At 49.4% G+C, this 22239-nt stretch carries 15 protein-coding genes; 14 read left to right on the top strand and 1 reads right to left on the bottom strand.

Features of this window, described 5'->3' with window-relative positions; all coding sequences use genetic code 11:
* Positions 1-437 precede the first annotated feature (437 nt).
* The 9 genes from HMPREF0673_RS13355 to HMPREF0673_RS05965 all read left to right on the top strand — a co-directional run bounded on the left by HMPREF0673_RS13355 (position 438) and on the right by HMPREF0673_RS05965 (position 14285).
* Positions 438-2186, top strand: a complete 1749-nt coding sequence (locus HMPREF0673_RS13355) for a M6 family metalloprotease domain-containing protein (RefSeq protein WP_007899447.1) — start codon at positions 438-440, stop codon at positions 2184-2186.
* A 775-nt stretch (positions 2187-2961) separates the two neighbouring features.
* Positions 2962-5955 (top strand): SusC/RagA family TonB-linked outer membrane protein, encoded by a 2994-nt coding sequence (locus HMPREF0673_RS05995; protein WP_007899443.1) that lies wholly within the window; start codon positions 2962-2964, stop codon positions 5953-5955.
* A 30-nt stretch (positions 5956-5985) separates the two neighbouring features.
* A complete protein-coding gene (locus tag HMPREF0673_RS05990; protein ID WP_007899441.1) occupies positions 5986-7578 on the top strand; it encodes a RagB/SusD family nutrient uptake outer membrane protein in 1593 nt (530 codons plus the stop codon).
* 40 nt (positions 7579-7618) lie between these two features.
* Complete coding sequence (locus tag HMPREF0673_RS05985) at positions 7619-8593, top strand: Calx-beta domain-containing protein (RefSeq protein WP_007899440.1); 975 nt, start codon at positions 7619-7621, stop codon at positions 8591-8593.
* A gap of 113 nt (positions 8594-8706) precedes the next feature.
* A complete protein-coding gene (locus HMPREF0673_RS13350) occupies positions 8707-10374 on the top strand; it encodes a C10 family peptidase (RefSeq protein WP_050804953.1) in 1668 nt (555 codons plus the stop codon).
* A 252-nt stretch (positions 10375-10626) separates the two neighbouring features.
* Positions 10627-12435: an AMP-dependent synthetase/ligase gene (locus tag HMPREF0673_RS05975; RefSeq protein WP_040596542.1), complete on the top strand. Its 1809-nt coding sequence runs from the start codon at positions 10627-10629 to the stop codon at positions 12433-12435.
* On the top strand, positions 12435-13556 hold the full coding sequence (prfB, locus tag HMPREF0673_RS05970; protein ID WP_007899435.1) for a peptide chain release factor 2: 1122 nt from the start codon (positions 12435-12437) through the stop codon (positions 13554-13556). The genes HMPREF0673_RS05975 and prfB overlap by 1 nt, the downstream gene beginning before the upstream one ends.
* Before the next feature lie 95 nt (positions 13557-13651).
* Positions 13652-13792: a hypothetical protein gene (locus HMPREF0673_RS14205; RefSeq protein WP_007899433.1), complete on the top strand. Its 141-nt coding sequence runs from the start codon at positions 13652-13654 to the stop codon at positions 13790-13792.
* A 13-nt stretch (positions 13793-13805) separates the two neighbouring features.
* A complete protein-coding gene (locus HMPREF0673_RS05965) occupies positions 13806-14285 on the top strand; it encodes a CYTH domain-containing protein (protein ID WP_007899432.1) in 480 nt (159 codons plus the stop codon).
* Between the two features lie 51 nt (positions 14286-14336).
* On the opposite strand, the gene HMPREF0673_RS05960 is transcribed toward HMPREF0673_RS05965, so the two are convergent.
* Entirely contained in the window at positions 14337-14858 is a 522-nt protein-coding gene (locus HMPREF0673_RS05960) for an NUDIX domain-containing protein (protein ID WP_040596533.1), read from the bottom strand.
* A gap of 111 nt (positions 14859-14969) precedes the next feature.
* Between HMPREF0673_RS05960 and HMPREF0673_RS05955 the strand changes: the two genes are divergently transcribed.
* The 5 genes from HMPREF0673_RS05955 (at position 14970) to HMPREF0673_RS05935 (ending at position 21723) form a co-directional block, all read left to right on the top strand.
* Positions 14970-15827 carry an alpha/beta hydrolase gene (locus HMPREF0673_RS05955; protein WP_007899430.1) on the top strand — a complete coding sequence of 286 codons (858 nt, stop codon included), beginning with the start codon at positions 14970-14972 and terminating at the stop codon, positions 15825-15827.
* Between the two features lie 89 nt (positions 15828-15916).
* A complete protein-coding gene (locus tag HMPREF0673_RS05950; protein WP_007899429.1) occupies positions 15917-17089 on the top strand; it encodes a TlpA disulfide reductase family protein in 1173 nt (390 codons plus the stop codon).
* A gap of 209 nt (positions 17090-17298) precedes the next feature.
* The gene (dapF, locus tag HMPREF0673_RS05945) at positions 17299-18153 is read left to right on the top strand and encodes a diaminopimelate epimerase (RefSeq protein ID WP_007899428.1); all 855 of its coding nucleotides are present in this window, start codon (positions 17299-17301) and stop codon (positions 18151-18153) included.
* Positions 18154-18235: 82 nt separating this feature from the next.
* Positions 18236-19477, top strand: a complete 1242-nt coding sequence (locus HMPREF0673_RS05940; protein ID WP_007899426.1) for an LL-diaminopimelate aminotransferase — start codon at positions 18236-18238, stop codon at positions 19475-19477.
* Positions 19478-19533: 56 nt separating this feature from the next.
* Positions 19534-21723, top strand: coding sequence for a glutamine synthetase III family protein (locus tag HMPREF0673_RS05935; protein WP_007899424.1), 2190 nt, complete (start codon positions 19534-19536; stop codon positions 21721-21723).
* The last annotated feature ends 516 nt before the right edge of the window (positions 21724-22239 follow it).

The following is a 22239-nucleotide window of genomic DNA, read 5'->3' as shown; positions in this document are numbered from 1 at the left end:
GAGATATACTCCCACGGAATTCACAGAAACGACGATCAGAATGTTCTGTGAATTCCGTGTGTTCCGTGGGAAAAAACAATCTCCCACAGAACTCGCAGAATTCACAGAACTTTCTGCTGAGATATACTCCCACGGAATTCACAGAAACGACGATCAGAATGTTCTGTGAATTCCGTATGTTCCGTGGGAAAAACAATCTCCCACAGAATTCACGGAATTAGGATAATGACTCCCACAGATTCCGCAGATTTACACAGAACTTTCGAATACAAAGCATCTGTGCTGGTCTGCGAAACATGTGGGAGTCTTTTATTGTTAAAAATGTAGCAAATATTGAAATAATAAACCGCTATGTTTGTCATTTTGCAACAATTTGAGTAATTTTGCTGCGAATAGTGTTCTGCATATTGCAATAAACAACAATCAAAATATCTAAAATGAAGAAACTTTACTTGATGCTGTCAATGCTCTTCGCATTCGGCGCCGCAGCCAATGCCGTACCGGCAAAGAAGCTGCAGAAGGTTATCACGCTCACCAATGGCACACAGGTGTCGGTGGAGCTGCGTGGTGACGAGTACCTGAGTTGGTGGGAAGGCACCGACGGAACGGCTTATCGTGCTACTGCTGACGAGAATGTGTTCGAGGCGTTCGACCTCGAAGCGCAGAAACCTGCCGCTGCCGCACGTCGTGCAAGAGCAGAGCAGGGACGTGTGGCACGCCTCGCACGTGTGAAGAACTCGCTGAAGGGTGCCGACGACAAGATGCGCGGACTCGGTGGCGACCATATTACATACAAAGGTGTGAAGAAAGGTCTTGTGGTGCTCGTCGACTTCAAGAACAAGAAGTTCGCCGACGGACACGACCTCGAGTACTATAAGAATGTAATCAACGGTAAAGACTTCTCCGACGAAGAAGAAGGCTACGTAGGCAGCGTGCGCGACTACTTCCTCGCACAGTCAAATGGACAGTTCGAGCTCGACTTCGACGTGGTAGGTCCTGTCACGATGTCAAAGAACTATGGCTACTATGGTAATGACGGAGCATATCAGAAGGACGAGAAGGTCTACGAGATGATTAAGGAGGCTTGCGACGGCATCCAGGATAAGGTGAACCTGAAGGACTACGACTGGGACGGTGACGGCGAAGCCGACCAGGTGTTCTTCCTCTATGCAGGCTTAGGCCAGGCATCGGGCGGCTCTGCCGGCACTGTCTGGCCGCACGAGTCGGAGTTGCGCTACTGGCCCTGCGGTGTGCTCTCTTATTCTACAGGTAAGATAAACACATACGCCTGCGCCAACGAGCTGCAGCCAGAAACGCAGGGCTCAAGCAGATATATCTCCGCAGGCATCGGTACCATCTGCCACGAGTTCTCCCACTGTCTCGGCTTTGCCGATATGTACGACACAACCGGCGGTGGCGGTTATGGTATGTCAGTCTTCGACGTGATGGATCAGGGCTCATACAACGGCAACGGCTTCGTGCCCTGCAACTACACCGCCTTCGAGCGTATCTACGCCGGTTGGGTGGAGGCGATAGAGCTTATTGATCCGGCAACGGTGAAGGACATGAAGTCGGTATCCGACTACGGACGCCCATTCATCATGTACAACTACAAGAACACCAACGAGTACTTCCTCATGGAGAACCGTCAGAACACCGGTTGGGATAAGGGACTCTATGGAAGCAACGGTCTGCTCATCGTGCACGTCAACTATGTTCCGTCGCGTTGGGCTAACAACAGCGTCAACTCGAGCGCCGAGAAGATACAGTGCTGCACGGTTGTAAACGCCGACGGCTCGCGCGAGAACACTCAATACTCGCTACAGGGCGACCTCTATCCGTATGAGGTGAAGGGCGTGACGATGAACGACGAGTTCACCGACGAGTCGGAACCGGCTGCAAAGCTCTACACCAAGAATTCTGACAACTCCTACGCGCTCGGTATTCCTATCACTCAGATAAAGCGTTCGAAGGGTTCTATCTCGTTCTTGGTTTGCGGTGGCGATGCCAACAATGTCATCGACAACACATTCAACGGTGTCGTTGACGGCATCAACGGCGTTACTGTAGCCAAGAAGACGGCAGACAACCGCATCTACAGCATCGACGGTCGCTACCTCGGCACCGATGCCTCAGCACTTGGCAAGGGTATCTACGTCGTTGGAGGCAAGAAGATCGTAAAGTAAATTAAGGGGGTGCACTTGTCTCAAGTGCACCAACAGAGCAAGAATGTTAACTACAGAAAGGATATTGGCACCTTAACAGTTTTGTTGGTGCACTTGAGACAAGTGCACCCCCTTGAAGACCTTATATATAATAATGTGTAGCCGTTGGACATAACCGCATGTCCGGCGGCTATATTGTTTCTATTACTCAGCGTTTTCTCTATCGGTTTCCGTCCGCCACCCAATCGGTTTCCGTCCGCCGCCCGATCAGATTCCGTCCGCCACCCAATCGGATTCCGTCCGCTGTCCGATGACATACTCATTACAATCAAACGACGTGGGCAGCACATTAGAGTTTGAAAACCCCATATTTCGGTTGACAAAATATCGGAAAACTCAAACGTCGTCTTGACACTTGTTTGTGTCTGCATTGTCAAATTGTTTTGTGTGTGCGCGAACTAAACATCATAATAATATTGTTTGGGCAAACGGAATAATTGCGTCATTTTGATTTTTTAAGTTCGCAAAAACTTATAAATATTAAGAAAAATATCACGTTTTTATGTGAAATGGAGCGTTTTTGTGTTAAAACATAGCTTTTTGAGTTAAAATATTTGGTTGGGAAACAATTATTAATTAAATTTGCAAATGAGTTTTAAAATTTCATTAAGCGCATAGTGTTTTGTATGTGTTTTGTATTTGTAGAATAATGTTATCTTAACGAATACGAGGACGTACCAGATAAGAATAAAATCAAATAATAAATAATTAATTAATTTAAAGAGAGAGAATTAATATGAAAAAAAGACTGACAATGATGCTTGCCTGCCTCTTCCTCAGTATAGGAATGGCATTGGCACAGACCACAGTCAAGGGTTTCGTAGTCTCAAGTGAGGACGGCGAACCTGTGATTGGTGCCACCGTTAAGGTCAAGGGTGACAAGACAGACAAGGGAGCTGTCACCAACCTCGATGGTGAGTTCAAAATCGATGTAAAGCCGGGCACACAGCTCGTCATTACATATATTGGTATGCAGACAGCCACAATGCCTGCAAAAGACGGCATGAAGGTGACTCTCTATACGGATAGCGAGGCGCTTGGTGAGGTGGTTGTAATGGGTTATGGTTCTGCTCGTAAGCTTGGTACCATTGCAGGTTCAGTATCTACTGTTAATTCGGAAAAGCTTTCAAATCGCCCGGTTGCTAACGTTGCCGACGCTCTTCAGGGTCAGGTGGCAGGTTTGCAGGTTATGACCTCTTCGGGTGATCCTTCAGCTACCGCTTCAATGCGTATTCGTGGTATTACTTCTATCAATGCAGCCACAGAACCTCTCTACATTCTTGATGGCTCAATGGTATCTCAGAATACATATCTCTCACTTAACCCTAACGATATCGAGAATGTTACAGTTCTCAAGGACGCTTCTTCTACAGCTGTTTACGGTTCACTCGCTGCCAATGGCGTTATCGTAATCACAACAAAGAAGGGTAAGTATGGTCAGGCTCCTGAGGTGTCAATCTCTGCATCTTACTCTATGTCACAGCTTGCAGGTGACAAGACTGAGGTGATGGACGCTAACCAGTGGCTGGACTTCCAGCAGATTGTCAACCCGAGTCTCGCAACCAACGCTGGTTACCTTGCAAAGAAGAACTTCTACAAGAAGACAGGTGTTTCTACCAACTGGCGCGACTACTTCTTCGGTAGCTCAGCTCCTACTGTGAACATCAACGCTTCGGTACGTGGTGGTACATCTAACGCCAACTATCTTATCTCATACGGTCACTACAAAGCAGACGGTATCATGGACGACTCAAGCTTGCGCCGTGAGACTGTTCGTGCTAACGTAGAAATCAAGGTGAACGATTGGTTGAAGCTTGGTTCTAACACCAACCTTGCTTATACAAAGAACAATACAACAGCATTTGGCAGCCAGGGCACCAGCTTGTACAACAAGATTTTTGCTGCACGTATGTATCTGCCAACACAGAGCCCATACGAAATGCTTGATGTGGATATGGAGAAAGGTACATTCTCTGGCTATGGTAAGAAACTCCACAAGTATGATGATATGAGTGGTGTCTACTCTCCGGAGTGGCTCTCGGAGTTGCAGCCTTCATACAACGACCGTATCCGTATCAACGAGAACGTGTTCGTTAACCTCAGCCCGATTAAGGGATTGAACATCCGTTCGTCTTTGGGTCTCGACTGCAACGACTACCGCACATTCTATAAGCAGCTCAGCACTCAGGGCGAGGACTATAACATCTTCCCGACTGGTCAGGTGAACAAGTCGATGTCACGTTTCTATCGTTGGACGGTTACCAACACTGCTGAGTACAAGTTTAATGTTGCTCGTGTACACGACTTTACGGTGCTCCTGGGTCAGGAGTCAATGAATGACAAGACTACCGCATTCAGCGCAGGTATGGCAGGTCTTACAGATAACCGCCTCCTCCTTATGTCGCGCGGTGTGCAGGCTTATGCCAGTGTTCCTGGCGACTCTGAGACAAAAGAGGCTCGCAACTCTTGGTTCGCAATGGCTAACTACGCTTACGGCAACCGCTACTTCCTCGACCTCTCAGGTCGTCGCGACGGCTCTTCGCTCTTCGCAGAAGGTCATCAGTGGGCTACATTCGGTGCTGCTGCCATTATGTGGAACGTAACGGGTGAGAAGTTTATGCAGTCGTCAAAGAAGTGGCTTGACGAGTTGCAGGTTAAGGCTTCTTACGGTGTTACCGGTAATGCCAATATCTCTTCAAACCTCGCATTAGCTCTTGCAGGTGTTAGTGGCAACTATAATGGTGTCGCAGGTCTTGGCGTTGTTAATCCGCGCAACTCAGAGCTCTCTTGGGAGAAGGTTAAGACCCTCAACCTCGCACTCTCTGGACGCATGTTCAAGAGATTTACATACAACTTCGAGTTCTTCGACAAGAAGACTGTTGATATGATTCTTGCTGTGCCGGTATCTTATACAACAGGTTTCGGCTCTCGTTATGCTAACGTAGGTTCGCTCTTCAACCGTGGTTTCGAGGCTACAGTAGGATGCGATATCTTCAGCACAAAGGATTTGTACTGGAACGTAAGTGCAAACGTAAGCTACACAAAGAACGAGATTACGAAGCTCTTCAACGGTCAGGACGAGTACGCTATGAGCGACTATACCAAGCTGAAGGTAGGTCACCCGTACGGTGAGTTCTATATGGTACGTTGGAGCCACGTAGACCCAGCTGACGGTCAGAACGTATGGCTCGACAAGTACGGCAACGAGACAAAGGTTTACGATGAGAACAACCGCGTGTTTACAGGCAAGAACGTTTCCGCACCTTGGCAGTTCGGTCTTAACTCTACCACATCTTGGAAGGGCTTGACACTCGAGTTGCAGTTTGCTGGCGTGTTCGGTCGCTCAATGATCAACCAGGAGCGTTACTTTATCGAGAACCCAAGTTTCGCAACACAGTGGAACCAGAGCACAAAGATGTTCGATATGTGGCAGAAGCCAGGCGATGTTACAACAATCGCTGCAGCTAACGCACAGCGCCATATGGATACCCACTTGCTCGAGAACGCAAACTTCCTTCGTCTGAAGTTCTTGCAGCTCTCTTACAAGTTGCCACAGCAGTGGATGAACGCTACACACATCCTCAAGGGTGTTACTGTTTACTTCGCTTCACGTAACTTGTTCACCATCACTAACTATAGTGGCTACGATCCTGAGGTTGACGGATTCTTGTCTGTAGGTAACTATCCTAACACACGTCAGTTCTCATTCGGTGCACAGTTAACATTCTAATATATCACATATAATAAGGAGATAAAGTATATGAAAAAAATATATTTGACATTGGCACTTGCAGTTGGTCTTATGACTACTTCTTGCGAGCTCGACATCGAACCAGTAGGCTACCTGCCTACCGATTCGGCACTTGAGACTCCTTCCAGCTTCAACGCTGCGCGTGCCACACTTTATGCAGCACTCAAGGGCTGCGTAAGCGGTAATAGCTTCATCAACTCTACCGATGTGCAGTCTGACCAGTTCAATGCTATGGCTGGTTTCTCAAACACGCTCGGTGACATGTATCGTTGGGATTTTACAACACAGACAGGATCGTTCTCAAGTGTGTATGGAGGCTATCAGGGGCTCATTTCGCAGGCTAACTTCATCATCGATGGTTATGCAAAGGCTAAGCCAGAGGAAAAGCCCGACCTTTTCCCTAACGGTGACAACGTGAAAGGCACTGAAGGTCTTAAGATTGCACATGCAGCGTTAGGCGATGCTTACTTCATGCGTGCTTATGCTATCTTCGGTCTTTTGGAGTACTATAGTCCCGCATATAGCGAAACAAATGCAACACAGCCAGACCTTGGCGCGTCATACAATTTGCATTTTAGCGAGAACTTTAACCCTGCATCATATCCTGGACGTAACACACTTGAAGAGTCGTACAAGCAGGTTAACGATGACCTCGACAAGGCTATGCAGTATGTTACAACAACTGGTATATACCGCTCTGAGTATGTAACTCTCGACTGTATCCACGCTCTTCGTGCACGTGTAGCTCTGAATAAGAAGGATTACGTGACGGCATATAAGGAGGCTGAACTTGTTATCAAGAACACTACTGCAAAGTATGCACTTTGTTCTTCTGCATCTCAGCTTGTCAACGAGTGGTACTATGATGGTATGCAGTTCCAGTATGACAAGAAGTATAATGGTACTTCGGAGTCGCTCTTTACCCTTGTCTCATCTTCAACATCTGACCTGCCGAGCGCTACCGGTGGTGTTTATCTCCCGAAGCAGATTGGCTCGACACCGGACTATATCCCGACAAAGGATTTGTTGAACCTCTACGATGCAAAGGACTACCGCCGTTCTGTATTCTTTACAGAGGTTAGTGTGGTTACATCTACTGGTGCTGCTGGTCGTGTACAGTGTCTCAATAAGTTTAACAAGGAGGGTATCCTTTGGCTCATGACAAGTAAGGACGAGTCGGCAGAATTCTCTCACATGCCGAAGGTGTTCCGCTTGCCTGAGATGTATCTCATCGCAGCTGAAGCTTATGCACTCGCTCCTACACATGACCTGACAAAGGCTGCCAAGTATCTGAACGACTTCCGCAAGAAGCGTATCTCAGGCTTCAAGGCTGTTACATATACAGATGCTGCAACTCTTCTTTCTGATGTAAAGGATGAACGCGCACGCGAGTTCGTAGGTGAGGGCTTCCGCTTCAAGGATCTCAAGCGTTACGGCATGGGCGTAAAGCGTGGCGTACCACAGCAGCGCGACCTCTGTAGCAACCCTGGTTCTAACACAACCGATCTCAACATTGCTGCAACAGACTATCGTATGCTTTGGCCAATCCCGAAGGACGAGGTTGAGGTAAATAAGAAGTTGAAGCAGAACCCTGGCTACTAATTCATAAAACGAATACGTAACATTTTAAAACAGAACAAATATGAAATATATAAAATTGTTCATGCTGATGGTTGCAGCCATACTCTTCACTGCTTGTAGTGATGAAGAAACCTACAACACAGATGCAACTACTGCCGTGGAGTTTGAAAAAACTACAATGACAGTAATGGAGAACGAGGGACTGATTAAGCTCCCTGTTAAGATTACCGGAAAGCGTAATGGTATGATTCGTCTCACCATCAAGGCAGAGGGCGTTGATGGTGGCAGCGAAGCAGCAGCTAAGGAGAGTGTTAATGGCTCTGAGGGCGACTATTCAATCACAACCAAAACGCTTGTTGTGAAGACCGACACTATTACAAGTGAGGTTATGAACTTCGAGATGAAGGTGATTGATGATAAGATTATGAATAGCGACCGCAAGGTGCGCTTCACACTCAGCGTTGAAGGTGCTAAGTTGGGTGCTAAGAATACTCTTGACGTGAAAATCGAGAACGATGAGCGTACAATTTATGACCTCATTGCTGGTGATTGGTTGATGAGCTACTCTGAGGTGCAGTTTGACAAAGAAGGCAATCCGTTGATGAATGAAGACGGAACTCCGGTTGTGAAGGATTACACGGCAGACGTTACATTGTCTGTAATTGCTGATGATGATTCACCACTTCGCGGTAAGCAGGTGCTTGCTTATACGTCTAAGTTCAATTTCGCTTTGACAGGAAGTGAAGTGCCGTTGTCATGGAGCTTCAACTACTTGTATGATGAGGCAACAAAGAACGGTCAGCTGAATTTCAACTGTACATCTGAGGAAACTGTTTACTCAATCCAGGGCTACGAGTTCTCTTGGCAGGTAGTAAAGAATAACAAGTTGGCTGATGGTGAGATTAAGGGTAAGTTCACTGTTGATGAGAACAACGCTGTTTCGAAGGAGATAACATTCAATCCTAACGATGTACTCTATATCTCTGCTTCGGGCATGTCCATTCCCTATGTTAACCTCAAGCTTCAGAGAAAATAAGACTTAAACTCGTTATTGTGATTTACACATAACATAAACTCATAGGGCGGATTGTCGGGGTTTTAATGACTCCGTCAATCCGCTTCGTGTTTTTTTTAAATCAATTCAAAGATATGACAAAGAAATTTATCGCAATTGCTCTCCTTGCTTCAGCCGCACTGCAAGTTTCGGCTGCAGAGCGCTTGGAGGCTCAGATACGTCAGGCAGCCGCTGCTGCGCTTGCGAAGATGCCTTCTGCAATGCACAAGGTGCGCTCGGCTCAGCCTTTGCGCATACTTGCAAAGAACACCCAACTCACAGTTGTTGGCTACGAAAATGGTGGCTTTGCCATAGTTGCTAATGACGATCAGTTTAAACCCGTGTTTGGCTACTCTGAGACACAGTTTACAACAAACAATAACCCTGGCTTCGATTGGTATATGACAACGCTGAACGCTTCGCTCGAACGTGCAAAGCAGCAGGGACGTAAACTGGAAGAAGCCAAACCGTCGCCTGAATACGCAGCAAGCGTAGGCGAATTGCTTACCACACGTTGGGGACAGGATACTCCATACAACAATATGACTCCGCTCTACACCGACAAGAAGACGGGCAAAAAGAAGCATTATGTTACGGGATGTGTGTCTACCGCGATGTCTATGATTTTGCACTATTTCAAGTATCCGGTGCATGGTGAGGGCGATGTTCGTTACGACTTTGCACCTGGTTCAGGTGAACCGTCACAGACTCTTGAGGCTGACTTTAGCAATACTACATATCAGTGGGATAAGATGCTCAACGAATACAAGGATGGCTCTTATACCGAAGAGCAGGCTAATGCTGTAGCTACTATCATGAAGCACTGTGGTTATGCCGTGAGTATGCAGTACACAATCAGCGGTTCGGGTGCTTTCATCTATGAGTCGTGCCGTGCGCTACGCAAGTATTTCGGCTTTAATAAGCACATAAAGTGCTATAATCGTTCGTTCTTCAATGTAGAAGAGTGGATGAATATTGTTTATCGCGAGCTCAACGACAAGTGTCCAGTGCTTTATGGTGGTCAGAGTAATACTACTGGTGGTCACTGTTTCATTCTTGATGGTTACAATGAGGATGGTGAAGTGCATGTCAACTGGGGATGGAATGGTGACCAGAATGGATATTTCGATATCGCAGGTCTCAACGGTTTTAGCGATGGACAGCAGATGGTAGAGATGCGCACTGCAACTGATACACGTTATCAGGGCTCTGTACGCTCGCTCATTTGCATGAGTGGAAAACTGGATATGACCTATGATGAGAAGACTATCACCGCAAGCTTGGATGGTTATTTGATTAATACCGATATTGATCCATTCTCGGGCTATATTCAGCTTAGAGCTATCAATATCAAAACAGGTAAAGCTTATCTCCTAAAGAAAGGACAGCGACTGGATGGCCAGGATACAAGTAAGGGATTCTGGATAGATGACATTACTGGTTCTGTAGCAGCACTCCCTGCTGGCGAATATCGCGTGTTCCTTGCTGCTAAGGACGACGAAGAAGAGACATGGCAGCCAATTCGTAGCCATGAGGTAGACCATAATAGCTATATCTTGGTTATCAATGAAAACCGTGAGATAGAGTCGCTTGAGTTGGATAGCGACAGTAGCTGGACCGGTATTGAGAGTGTAGTGACAAGTGGTAACACCACACCTGCTGTACGCGGTGTCTACTCGCTTGACGGACGCTATCTTGGCAACGACGTGTCAAAGCTCGGTAAGGGACTCTACATCGTTAATGGCGAGAAGGTTGTGAAGTAAAAAGTTTAGTTCACATTGTATATAAAGCAAATGCTTAACCGGCAAAACGCTGGTTAAGCATTTGCTTTTTTGTTAATCAGTCTTGTTGCTTGCTTGTTCTTCTATTCTTCCACTACATTCTTCTGTATTTCCATATTGTTAAGTCTCCTTTTGAAAAAATATATTATCGTTTTTTTTGTTCTTTCCTATTTTTAGCGTATTTTTGCATAATCATATAGGCTGCACGCAGCAGTCTTACTAAATACAATGCTTATGCAAACAAGATGTCACCTTTCGGTAATCGCCCACAAGTTGGCGGAAAAATACGGCGAACGTCCCGCGTTCACCTATAAAAGCTTTGGCTCTTCTGTTTGGAAGAAGACCAGTTACAACCGCTTCTCACAGTTGGTAAAGCAAGCGAGCAACGCTCTGCTCAACCTTGGTGCGAAGCCGCATGACAAGATTGCTGTGTTCTCGCAGAACTGTCTGCAGTACCTCATTACCGACTTCGGTGCCTATGGCGTGAAGCTTGTCTCTATCCCGTTCTATGCAACAGCCTCTGAGCAGCAGATACAATATATGATTAACGATGCGCAGGTGCGCTTCATCTTTGTCGGCGAGCAGGAGCAGTACGACAAGGCACACCGCATATTCGCACTCTGCCATACGCTGGAGCGCATCATCATCTTCGACCGCTCTGTGCGCATCTCTACACACGACCCCGCAGCACTCTACTTCGACGACTTCCTGAAGCACGGCGAAGGCTTGCCGCGCCAGTCGGAAGTGGAGCAGTTGTATAACGAGGCATCGATGGACGACCTCTGTAACATCCTCTACACATCTGGTACAACTGGCGATTCAAAGGGTGTCATGCTCACATACGGTCAGTACGATGCAGCACTCACAGCTAATGCCGCTGTGGTAGACATCAGCGATAAAGACCGCACAATGCAGTTCCTGCCAGTCACGCACATCTTCGAGCGTGGCTTCACATACCTCAGCTTCTCGGTCGGAGCACACATTATCATTAATACCGACCCACACGAGGTACAGCAGGCGATGCGCGAGACACATCCGACGTGTATGTCGGCAGTGCCACGCTTCTGGGAGAAAGTGTATCAGGCAGTGCTGGAGAAGATAGAAAGTGCAGGTCCGCTGCAGCAGAAACTCTTCCGCCATGCGCTTGAGGTGGGACGTCGCTACAACGTCGACTGCAAGAGCCGCCGCAAGTGTCCGTCGCCATGGCTTGCTATGGAGTACAAACTCGTTGACAAGACAATTCTGCGACTCGTTCGCAAGCAGCTCGGCTTGGAGAACAGTAATATATTCCCAACAGCAGGTGCACGTGTGGCACCGGAAGTAGAACGCTTCGTTCACTCCGTAGGCATCAACATGGTTGTGGGCTACGGCCTCACAGAGAGTCTTGCCACCGTGTCGTGCGACCGCAGCGACAAGCCATACACAATCGGCGGCGTAGGCTATCCGATTCCGGGCATCGACGTGAAGATAGGCGACAACGACGAGGTGCTCCTCAAGGGTCCGACCATCACTAAGGGTTACTATCACCGCGACGCAGCCAATAAGGAGGCATTCACCGAGGACGGTTATTTCCGCACAGGCGACGCTGGATACATAAAGGACGGAGAGCTCTTCCTCACCGACCGCATCAAGGACCTCTTCAAGACATCCAACGGCAAGTATGTAGCACCACAACTCGTGGAGTCGCTCATACTCGTCGACAAGTATATCGACCAGGTGGCAGTGGTTGCCAACGAGCGCAAGTTCGTATCGGCACTCATCGTGCCAGAATTCCGACTCGTAGAGGAGTGGGCAAAGGAGCGCGGTATCGAGTTTAGCTCACGCGAAGACCTCTGTGCCAACGAGCGTGTCAACAAGATGATACTCGCACGCATACAGACCTTGCAGCAGCAGCTCGCACACTACGAGCAGGTGAAGCGCATCACACTCATCCCGCACCACTTCTCGTTGGAGTCGGGCGAGCTCACCAATACGCTAAAGATACGCCGCCCTGTGGTGTACAAGAACTACAAGCAGGAAATAGAAAAAATGTACGAAGAATAATGATCACTTCCGACCAACTGAAAGATGTGCTTGAGCGCACCGATGCCCTCAAGCACTATCTTAATATAGACCAGAAGAAAGTAGAATACGAAGAAGAACAGCTCCGCACGCAGGCTCCCGACTTTTGGGAAGACCCGAAGCGTGCTGAGGAACAGATGAAGAAGGTGAAGACGCTGGAGCGTTGGATAAAAGGCTACGCTCACGTGCGTCAGCTTGCCGATGAGCTGCAGCTCGCCTTCGACTTCCATAAAGACGAACTCGTAACCGAAGAGGAGGTAGACGACGATTATGCCAAAGCCATCGCTGCCATCGAAGACCTCGAACTGATGAACATGCTGCGCCAGAAGGAAGACCCTATGGACTGCGTGATGAAGATTAATTCAGGTGCAGGTGGCACGGAAAGTCAGGATTGGGCGCAGATGCTCATGCGTATGTATATGCGCTGGGCTGAGGCTCACGGACATAAGGTGACAATCAGCAACCTTCAAGAGGGCGATGAGGCAGGTATCAAGAGCGTTACGATGGAGATAGAGGGCGGCGAGTACGCCTACGGTTTCCTCAAGAGCGAGAACGGAGTGCACCGCCTCGTGCGTGTGTCGCCGTTCAACGCGCAGGGCAAGCGCATGACATCGTTCGCTTCGGTGTTCGTGTCACCACTTGTCGACGACACCATAGAAGTATATGTCGATCCGTCGAAGGTTAGTTGGGACCTCTTCCGCTCAGGCGGTGCAGGCGGTCAGAACGTGAACAAGGTAGAGACGGGTGTACGCCTGCGCTACCAGTACACCGACCCCGATACCGGTGAGGAAGAAGAAATCCTCATCGAGAACACCGAAAGCCGCAAACAGCTCGAGAACCGCAACAACGCTATGCGCCTCCTCAAGTCGCAGCTCTACGACCGCGCCATGAAGAAACGTCTTGAGGCGCAAGCTAAAATAGAGGCAGGCAAGAAGAAGATAGAGTGGGGCAGTCAGATACGCAGCTACGTCTTCGACGACCGCCGCGTGAAGGACCACCGCACCAACTTCCAAACCACTGATGTTGATGGTGTGATGGATGGCAAGATAGACGGCTTCATCAAGGCGTATCTCATGGAGTTCCCTGTGAGCGAGGAGGAATAAGAGAGGTGTGCTGTAGATATTATAGAAAACTCTAGATATTCTAGAAGTTCTAGATATTCTATAAAAAAAACAATCAATTAAAAATCAAAATAACTATGAGCCAGAAAAGTAATATTCGTCGCGCAAAGTATGCGGCAGAGCAAGAGAAGAAAGCAAAGAAGGTTATCAAGGGCATCATTTGGACGCTTGTTGTGCTTACCGCAGCGTTCATTGTTTGGTCGTTAACCCAGGTATAATAGAACACAAAATATGAGTGGATTAGAAATTGAACGTAAGTTCCTCATACGTAAAGGCAGCGACTTCAAGTCGGCTGCCTTTTCTCATAGCCATATCAAGCAGGGATATATGCCCTGCCAGACGGCTACAGTGCGCGTTCGCACCCGCGACGACCGCTCATGGCTGACGATAAAAAGCCATAGCGACAGGGCTGGACTCTCGCGCTACGAGTTTGAGAAGGAGATAACGAACGATGAGGCGGAGCATCTCTTCGAGCTCTGTCGTGGCGGAGTGATAGACAAGTGTCGCTGGCTCGTGAAGTCGCCCGACGGGCGCCACACGTTCGAGGTAGACGAGTTCTTTGGCGACAACGCCGGACTTGTGGTTGCAGAGGTGGAACTCGCCTCGGAGGATGAACCCTTTGCAAAGCCCAGCTTCATCGGTGAGGAGGTGACGGGCGACCGCCGCTATTACAACTCACAACTGCTCGTACACCCGTATAAAGAGTGGTAGTATAGGTTGCGGCGTGGGTATGGCAGGGATGCCATACCCTCCTAAGTTGGCTTAGAAGTTCTTTTCAAGAAACTTCACCAGTCCCCAACGCACAGAGCGCAGTCCAAACTGCTCGGTGTGAATGTCCTCCGGCTTAATCCACATACACTCTGCAGCATCGTCGTTGGCGGTGAGCACCGTCTCATCCTCGATGTCACACTCGTAGAACATGTCGAGCGTAGGCAGTTCGATGCCACTATAACGATAGACGTTGGGCAGCGAGAAGAGGTAGTGCACGGCAGTGACATTTAGTCCGGTCTCCTCCATCACCTCGCGCTTCACGCCCTCCTCCGATGTCTCACCAATTTCGGTAAATCCGCCAGGGAGATCGAGTGTACCCTTTGCAGGCTCCTGCTTGCGCAGAGTGACGAGTATTTCGCCCTCGCTGTTCTTGATGATTGCTACGTTGGCTGCACTGGGATTCATAAAATACTCGAATCCGCAATTCTCACATTTCTTACTTCTCACACCATTCTCTACAAAATGATGGCTGCCACAACGTGGACAGTACTCGAACTTCTCTAATGGATGCATTTCTGTTACTATTAATTAATGATTACAAAAGCACTTTTATGTACTGCAATATTACAAAAAAAGTGCTACCTTTGCAAATAAATATTCTAAAAACCAACTTTTGTAACAGAAATGAAATACTTCGCATACCCGATGCGCGGTTCTATGCTTGCGCTCAAGACCATACTTCTCTCAGTGTTTTGCCTTATTCTCGCTGCGCCTGCTCTCGCACAGCGCGCGTTCGACGTGCAACTTTGGCAGAAGAAAGCACCAAACAGCAACGCCTTGGGCGATACCGCATACGTGAAAGTGTTCCTTCCGGAGGAGAAGCGTGCTACGGGGCGCGCAGTTGTCATCTGCCCTGGTGGAGGCTACGAGAGTCTGTCGATGGGGCACGAAGGCACCGACTGGGCTCCGTTCTTCAACGATCAAGGCATAGCAGCCATCGTGCTTCACTATCGTATGCCTGCAGGCAATCCGAAGGTGCCCGTTAGTGATGCTGAGGAGGCACTGCGTTTGGTGCGTGCCAATGCCGAGGCATGGCATATTGATAAGGACAACGTGGGCGTGATGGGATTTTCGGCAGGCGGACACCTCGCCTCTACGGTAGCCACACTCTCTAAGGACGAAGCTAAGCCCAACTTCCAGATACTCTTCTATCCGGTGATTACGATGCTCGATGGCTATTGTCATCAAGGCTCGCGTAAGAACCTGCTCGGCGAGCGTCCACGCAAGAAGGATGAGCAGAAATACTGCACCGACCTTCAGGTGACACGCCTCACACCGCGCGCTTTCATCGCCCTCTCCGACGATGATCATGTGGTGCAACCGATGAATGGCGTCAACTACTACGCTGAGCTTTATCGTCACGACGTTCCGGCGTCGCTACATGTGTATCCTGGTGGCGGACATGGCTACGGCTTGCGCACCAGCTTCCGCTATCACATCGAGATGCTGCTCGATCTGAAAGCGTGGTTACAAAGCTTCTAAATATTGTCAATAAACGAAGTCATTCTGCTTATTTTCCGAAAATAATGCGTAAGTTTGCATATTAAAACAAGCAAACAAGCAATACAACGATGAATATTATGACAAAAAAGGTTGCTGCATTTGCTTTTGCAGCACTTACTGCGCTCGGCTTCACATCATGCAACGAGCGCAAATTCCACGTGGAAGGCAACATCGAGAATGCTGCCGACTCCGTTCTCTACTTCGAGAATATGGGTCTGAATGGTGTACAGACCGTCGACTCGGTGAAACTCTCTGCCGATGGCGCGTTCTCGTTCGATGGCAAGGCTGCCACAGCCCCCGAGTTCTACCGCCTGCGTATCGCTGGACAAATCATAAACGTGTCGATCGATTCTACCGAGACCATCACCGTAAAGGCGAAGTATCCCGCCATGGCTTCCGACTATGAGGTGAGCGGATCGGACGACTGCTCGCGCATCAAGGAACTCGCACTAATGCAGATGCAGCTTCAGCAGCGCATCAACAACATCGCTCGCAACCCACAACTCGGTGTTGATGCCGTTGCGGATAGTGTACAGAAGGTGCTGGAGGCATACAAGACCGACGTGAAGACACGCTATATCTTCAAGCAGCCGATGAAGGCATCTTCCTACTTTGCCCTCTTTCAGACGCTATATGCAGGCGGTCAGCCCGTGCTCATCTTCAACCCGCGCACCTCGGAGCAGGATGTGCGTGTGTTCGCTGCTGTGGCTACCAGCTGGGATGCGTTCTACCCCAACGCCGAGCGTGGTAAGAACCTCCACAATATAGCTATTGAAGGTATGAAAGAGGTGCGTATGTTGCGCAGCAAGGCTGAGGCATCTATCGACCCAGCGAAGGTTAACACTTCTGGTATGCTCGACTTCACGCTCACCGACAATCGTGGTGCACAGCGCAGCCTCTCGTCGCTCAAGGGCAAGGTGGTGATGCTCGACTTCCATGTCTTTGCCACTGGCGAGTCGATGAAGCGTATCATGATGTTGCGCGAACTGTATAACAAGTATCATGCTCAGGGATTTGAAATCTATCAGGTGAGCCTCGACGAAGACGAGCACTTCTGGAAGACACAGACCTCCGCACTGCCATGGGTGAGCACACGTATGGACGACGATTCGCAACAAGTACTCCGTCTCTACAACGTGCAGCAGGTGCCTACGTTCTTCCTGCTCGACCGCAACTGCAACGTCGTGAAGCGCGATGCGCAGATAAAGGATATAGAGGCAGAAATCAAAGCGCTGCTGTAATAGATTGTAAGTGGAAAAGCCCGTACGGTGCTTTTTTCTCTCAAATTGAAAGCATTTTTGACAGAAGTGCTTTCAATTTGAAACTTTGTGCTAATTATTACGAAAATGCCTTGCTAATTTATTCGTATTTGCGTAAATAGTTGTAATTTTGCAGTCGTAATAATCATGGGGCTATCAAGGCTCCGCTTTAAGGTAAAAGGATAAGCAAAATGACAAAGTCGGTAAGATTTACAAAGATGCATGGAGCAGGCAACGACTACATCTACGTTGACGCGCAGAAGTACGACGTGTCCGACCCGTCTGCGGCTGCCATCGCATGGAGCAACCGCCACACAGGCATCGGTAGCGACGGACTTGTGCTTATCGGCAAACCTTATGGTGGTGTTGATGCCGACTTCTCCATGCGCATCTTTAACGCTGATGGTTCGGAAGCGAAGATGTGCGGCAATGCTTCGCGTTGCATCGGAAAGTATCTCTACGAGCGCCGGCTCACCGACAAGACAACGATACGTCTGCAGACACTCTCGGGCGTGAAGATTCTGAAGCTGCATCTTGTTGGCAACGAAACCCCGGAAACCAAGGTGGAGAGCGTAACGGTGGATATGCTTGCACCTTCGTTTCGCGTGCCCGAGCAGTATGACGAGACGGTTGGCGGAGTGCTCACCGTCGGTTCGCGCACGTTCCACGGCACGTTCGTGTCGATGGGCAACCCCCATTTTGTATGCTTTGTTGACGATATCGATACACTCGATGTGGCTCGCTACGGCTCTGCCATGGAGTATGCTACGGCGTTCCCAGAGCGTTGCAACATTGAGTTTGCAGAACTGAAGTCAGATGGCAACATCCGCACACGAGTGTGGGAGCGTGGCAGTGGTATCACCATGGCGTGCGGCACAGGTGCTTGTGCAACAGCTGTGGCAGCGGCGGTTACGGGTAGAGCCTTGCGTCGTAGCATCATCGCCATGGATGGTGGTACCTTACATATCGAATGGAATGAAGCCGACGGACATGTCTATATGACAGGACCGGCGGCTTTCGTTTTTGATGGAGAAATAGAGATTTAAATCATAATTCAGGATTGCATGGTTCTGTGTTCAGCGTACAATGTTCTGCATTTAGCAATCATGATATAAAAACTTAGAGAGTATGGCTTTGGTTAACGAACATTTCTTGAAACTCTCGGACAGCTATCTGTTCGCAGACATAGCTCGGAAGGTGAATGCCTTCAAAGTGTCGCATCCGCAGATGCGTGTTATCAGTCTTGGCATCGGCGACGTAACGCAGCCGTTGTGCCCCGCCGTAGTGGATGCAATGCATAAGGCAGTAGACGAGATGGCATCGGCTGACACGTTCCATGGCTACGGACCGGAGCATGGTTATGACTTCCTGCGCGAGGCGATAATCAAGAACGACTTCGCACCGCGTGGCATACATCTCGACCCGAGCGAAGTGTTCGTCAACGACGGAGCAAAGAGCGACACGGGCAACATCGGCGAGATTGTGCGCTGGGACAACTCTATCGGTGTCACCGACCCGATATATCCAGTGTATATCGACTCGAACGTGATGTGCGGACGCGCCGGAGTGCTTGAAAACGGTCGTTGGAGCAATGTCAACTACCTGCCATGCACGGCTGAGAACGGCTTCGTGCCGCAGATTCCCGACCATCGTGTTGATATGATTTACCTCTGCTATCCGAATAACCCCACGGGAACGGTGCTCTCGAAAGCCGAACTGAAGAAATGGGTGAAGTATGCGCTGGCTAACGACACACTCATTCTCTACGATGCAGCCTACGAGGCATACATCCAAGATGCCGACATACCGCACTCTATATACGAGATACGCGGCGCAAAGCAATGCGCCATTGAGTTTCGCAGCTATTCGAAGACAGCCGGCTTCACCGGCGTGCGCTGCGGTTATACCGTCATACCGAAGGAACTCACCGCCGTCACGCTCGATGGCAAGCAGCGCGTGCCGCTCAACCATCTGTGGGAGCGCCGCCAGTCGACCAAGTTTAACGGCACAAGCTACATATCGCAACGCGCCGCTGCCGCAATATATACGCCCGAGGGCAAGCGTCAGGTGCGTGACACGATAGCCTATTATATGCAAAACGCCGAGCTGCTGCGCGAGTCGCTCACGCAGATGGGCTTCGAGGTGTTCGGCGGAAGAAACGCTCCATATCTATGGGTGAAGACACCGCACGGCATCGACTCGTGGCGCTTCTTCGAGCAGATGCTCTATGCTGTTGGTGTGGTCTGCACGCCAGGCGTGGGCTTCGGACCAAGTGGTGAGGGCTATGTGCGTCTCACAGCCTTCGGAAAGCGTGAAGATTGTGAGGAGGCGATGCGCAGGATAGGGGAGTGGATACGTTCCACTCACTAAATTTATATAACAAGATAAGAATAAAAACAATATAACGACTAAATACCCAACAGACAATGGCAAATTTACGATTTGAGGTTGTAGCCGATGCTTTCAATAAGAAAGCAGTTGAAGTGATCACACCCGTAGAACGTCCGTCGGAGTTCTTCGGCAAGAACGTGTTCAACCGTGCGAAGATGTATAAGTATCTGCCACGCGAGGTGTACGAAAAACTCATCGACGTTATCGACAACGGAGCACGTCTCGACCGTTCCATGGCTGATGCCGTGGCTAAAGGCATGAAACAATGGGCTGACGAGAATGGCGTCACACACTACACACACTGGTTTCAGCCGCTCACCGAGGGCACAGCCGAGAAGCACGATGCCTTCATCGAGCACGACGGCAAAGGCGGAATGATCGAGGAGTTCTCGGGCAAACTGCTCGTGCAGCAAGAGCCTGATGCCAGCTCGTTCCCTAACGGAGGTATCCGCAATACCTTCGAGGCACGCGGCTACTCGGCTTGGGACCCGACATCGCCGGTGTTCATCATCGACGACACGCTCTGTATTCCTACCATCTTCATCTCATACACGGGCGAAGCACTCGACTATAAAGCACCGCTCCTGCGCTCGCTTCACGCTGTGAACGAGGCGGCAACGGCTGTCTGTCACTACTTCTATCCAGAGGTCAAGAAGGTCATCTCCAACCTCGGTTGGGAGCAGGAGTACTTCCTCGTCGACGAGGGACTCTACTCGGCACGTCCCGACCTTATGCTCACCGGCCGCACACTCATGGGTCACGACTCTGCAAAGAACCAGCAGATGGACGACCACTACTTCGGTGCTATCCCCGAGCGCGTGCAGGCGTTCATGAAGGATCTTGAGATTCAGGCGCTGGAGCTTGGCATCCCTTGCAAGACCCGTCACAACGAGGTGGCACCCAACCAGTTCGAGTTGGCGCCAATCTTCGAGGAGACCAACATCGCCATCGACCATAACATGCTCCTCATGTCGCTCATGAAGAAGGTGGCACGCCGTCATGGCTTCCGCGTGTTGCTCCATGAGAAGCCGTTCGCAGGCATCAACGGTTCGGGCAAGCACGAGAACTGGAGTCTCGCTACCGACACCGGCGTGCTGCTCCACGGACCAGGCAAAACACCAGAGGATAACCTCCGCTTCATCGTCTTCATCGTAGAGACACTCATGGCTGTATATAAGCACAACGGACTGCTCAAGGCTTCCATCATGAGTGCCACGAACGCCCACCGACTCGGTGGAAACGAGGCTCCTCCTGCTATCGTGTCATCGTTCCTCGGACGCCAGCTTACAGAAATTCTCGACCATATAGCAACTTCCGATAAGGACGAACTCTTCGACGTTGCAGGCAAGTTGGGCTTGAAACTCGACATCCCAGAGATTCCTGAACTGCTCATCGATAACACCGACCGCAACCGCACATCACCATTCGCCTTCACCGGAAATCGCTTCGAGTTCCGCGCCGTGGGCTCAGAGGCAAACTGCGCTTCGGCAATGATTGTTATCAACACCGCTGTGGCTGAGGCTCTTCAGTCGTTCAAGCAGCGTGTCGATGTCCTCATCGCTAAGGGCGAGGACAAGATAAGTGCTATCCTTGAGGTGGTTCGCGAGGACATACACACCTGCGAACCAATCCGCTTCGAGGGCAACGGCTACTCAGAGGAGTGGGTAGAGGAGGCTAAGCGCCGCGGCTTGGATTGTGAAACATCATGTCCGAAGGTCTTCGAACGCTACCTCGACGAGTCTACAATACGCATGTTCGAGGGTCAGAACGTAATGACACGCAAAGAACTCGAGGCACGCAACGAGGTGAAATGGGAGACCTACACCAAGAAGATACAGATTGAGGCACGCGTCTTCGGCGACCTTTCTATGAACCACATCATCCCCGTCTGCACCCACTATCAGAGTCGTCTGGCTAAGAACGTGCAGAGCATGTTCGACATCTTCCCACACGAGACTGCCGAGAAACTCACCTCGCGCAACAAGAAAATCATCGAGGAGATAGCCGAGCGCACACAAATTATTGAGAATGGAGTAGAAGAGCTCGTTGAGGCTCGCCGCGTTGCCAACCGCATCGAGGACGAGCATCTTAAGGCAATCGCCTACCACGACACCGTGGCTCCGAAGATGGAGGAGATACGCTATCACATCGACAAACTCGAACTCATCGTTGCCGATGAACTTTGGACACTCCCGAAATATCGCGAGCTCCTCTTCGTTCGCTAACCGTCTTAAAGGATGGAACGCTTTTTTTGAACAAGAATATTGCTTCAAATAGCCTTTGCGCTCCTTCATAAAATAAAAATCCTGGTTTCGTTTGGAAATCAGGATTTTTTTATTGCTGTCCAGTAAACAATTCAACTCCCTTATATTGCTTCATGCCTTTCACATATTGCCGCAGCAGAACAACAATATTGCCGCAGCAGAACAACAATGTTGCCGCAGCAGGACAACAATGTTGCCACAGCAGGGTAATGATGTTGTGGTAGCAGACTAATGAGAACGGCGTGGCAGATTAGACAACGGATAGAATGGTAGATGCCTGGTAGATAGGCTGGCAGATATAGCTCTCAGAAGTACATCTGCCAGTCTTTAACATGCTCGTAATGTGTAAGTTACGGCAATACTGGGAGATATGGTAGATTTTTTCGCGTACTGATACTTTACTATGATATATTGCTTCTATATAAAAAAGTTTAGCGGACACTAATAATAGACAATGTCAGTCCTTTGCTCTACCAA

The sequence above is a fragment of the Leyella stercorea DSM 18206 genome, from assembly GCF_000235885.1.
In the GTDB taxonomy this organism is placed as follows: domain Bacteria; phylum Bacteroidota; class Bacteroidia; order Bacteroidales; family Bacteroidaceae; genus Prevotella; species Prevotella stercorea.
Note: the sequence above shows the minus strand (reverse complement) of the source record. Positions and strands in the feature narration are given on the sequence as shown.

Coding starts and splice junctions, on each gene's coding strand:
- HMPREF0673_RS05975 (WP_040596542.1), top strand. CDS start 10,627: ATGCAAACAAGATGTCACCTTTCGGTAATCGCCCACAAGTTGGCGGAA.
- HMPREF0673_RS13350 (WP_050804953.1), top strand. CDS start 8,707: ATGACAAAGAAATTTATCGCAATTGCTCTCCTTGCTTCAGCCGCACTG.
- HMPREF0673_RS05950 (WP_007899429.1), top strand. CDS start 15,917: ATGAATATTATGACAAAAAAGGTTGCTGCATTTGCTTTTGCAGCACTT.
- HMPREF0673_RS14205 (WP_007899433.1), top strand. CDS start 13,652: ATGAGCCAGAAAAGTAATATTCGTCGCGCAAAGTATGCGGCAGAGCAA.
- dapF (WP_007899428.1), top strand. CDS start 17,299: ATGACAAAGTCGGTAAGATTTACAAAGATGCATGGAGCAGGCAACGAC.
- HMPREF0673_RS05935 (WP_007899424.1), top strand. CDS start 19,534: ATGGCAAATTTACGATTTGAGGTTGTAGCCGATGCTTTCAATAAGAAA.
- HMPREF0673_RS05965 (WP_007899432.1), top strand. CDS start 13,806: ATGAGTGGATTAGAAATTGAACGTAAGTTCCTCATACGTAAAGGCAGC.
- HMPREF0673_RS05985 (WP_007899440.1), top strand. CDS start 7,619: ATGAAATATATAAAATTGTTCATGCTGATGGTTGCAGCCATACTCTTC.
- HMPREF0673_RS05940 (WP_007899426.1), top strand. CDS start 18,236: ATGGCTTTGGTTAACGAACATTTCTTGAAACTCTCGGACAGCTATCTG.
- HMPREF0673_RS05995 (WP_007899443.1), top strand. CDS start 2,962: ATGAAAAAAAGACTGACAATGATGCTTGCCTGCCTCTTCCTCAGTATA.
- HMPREF0673_RS05990 (WP_007899441.1), top strand. CDS start 5,986: ATGAAAAAAATATATTTGACATTGGCACTTGCAGTTGGTCTTATGACT.
- HMPREF0673_RS05955 (WP_007899430.1), top strand. CDS start 14,970: ATGAAATACTTCGCATACCCGATGCGCGGTTCTATGCTTGCGCTCAAG.
- prfB (WP_007899435.1), top strand. CDS start 12,435: ATGATCACTTCCGACCAACTGAAAGATGTGCTTGAGCGCACCGATGCC.
- HMPREF0673_RS13355 (WP_007899447.1), top strand. CDS start 438: ATGAAGAAACTTTACTTGATGCTGTCAATGCTCTTCGCATTCGGCGCC.
- HMPREF0673_RS05960 (WP_040596533.1), bottom strand. CDS start 14,858: ATGCATCCATTAGAGAAGTTCGAGTACTGTCCACGTTGTGGCAGCCAT.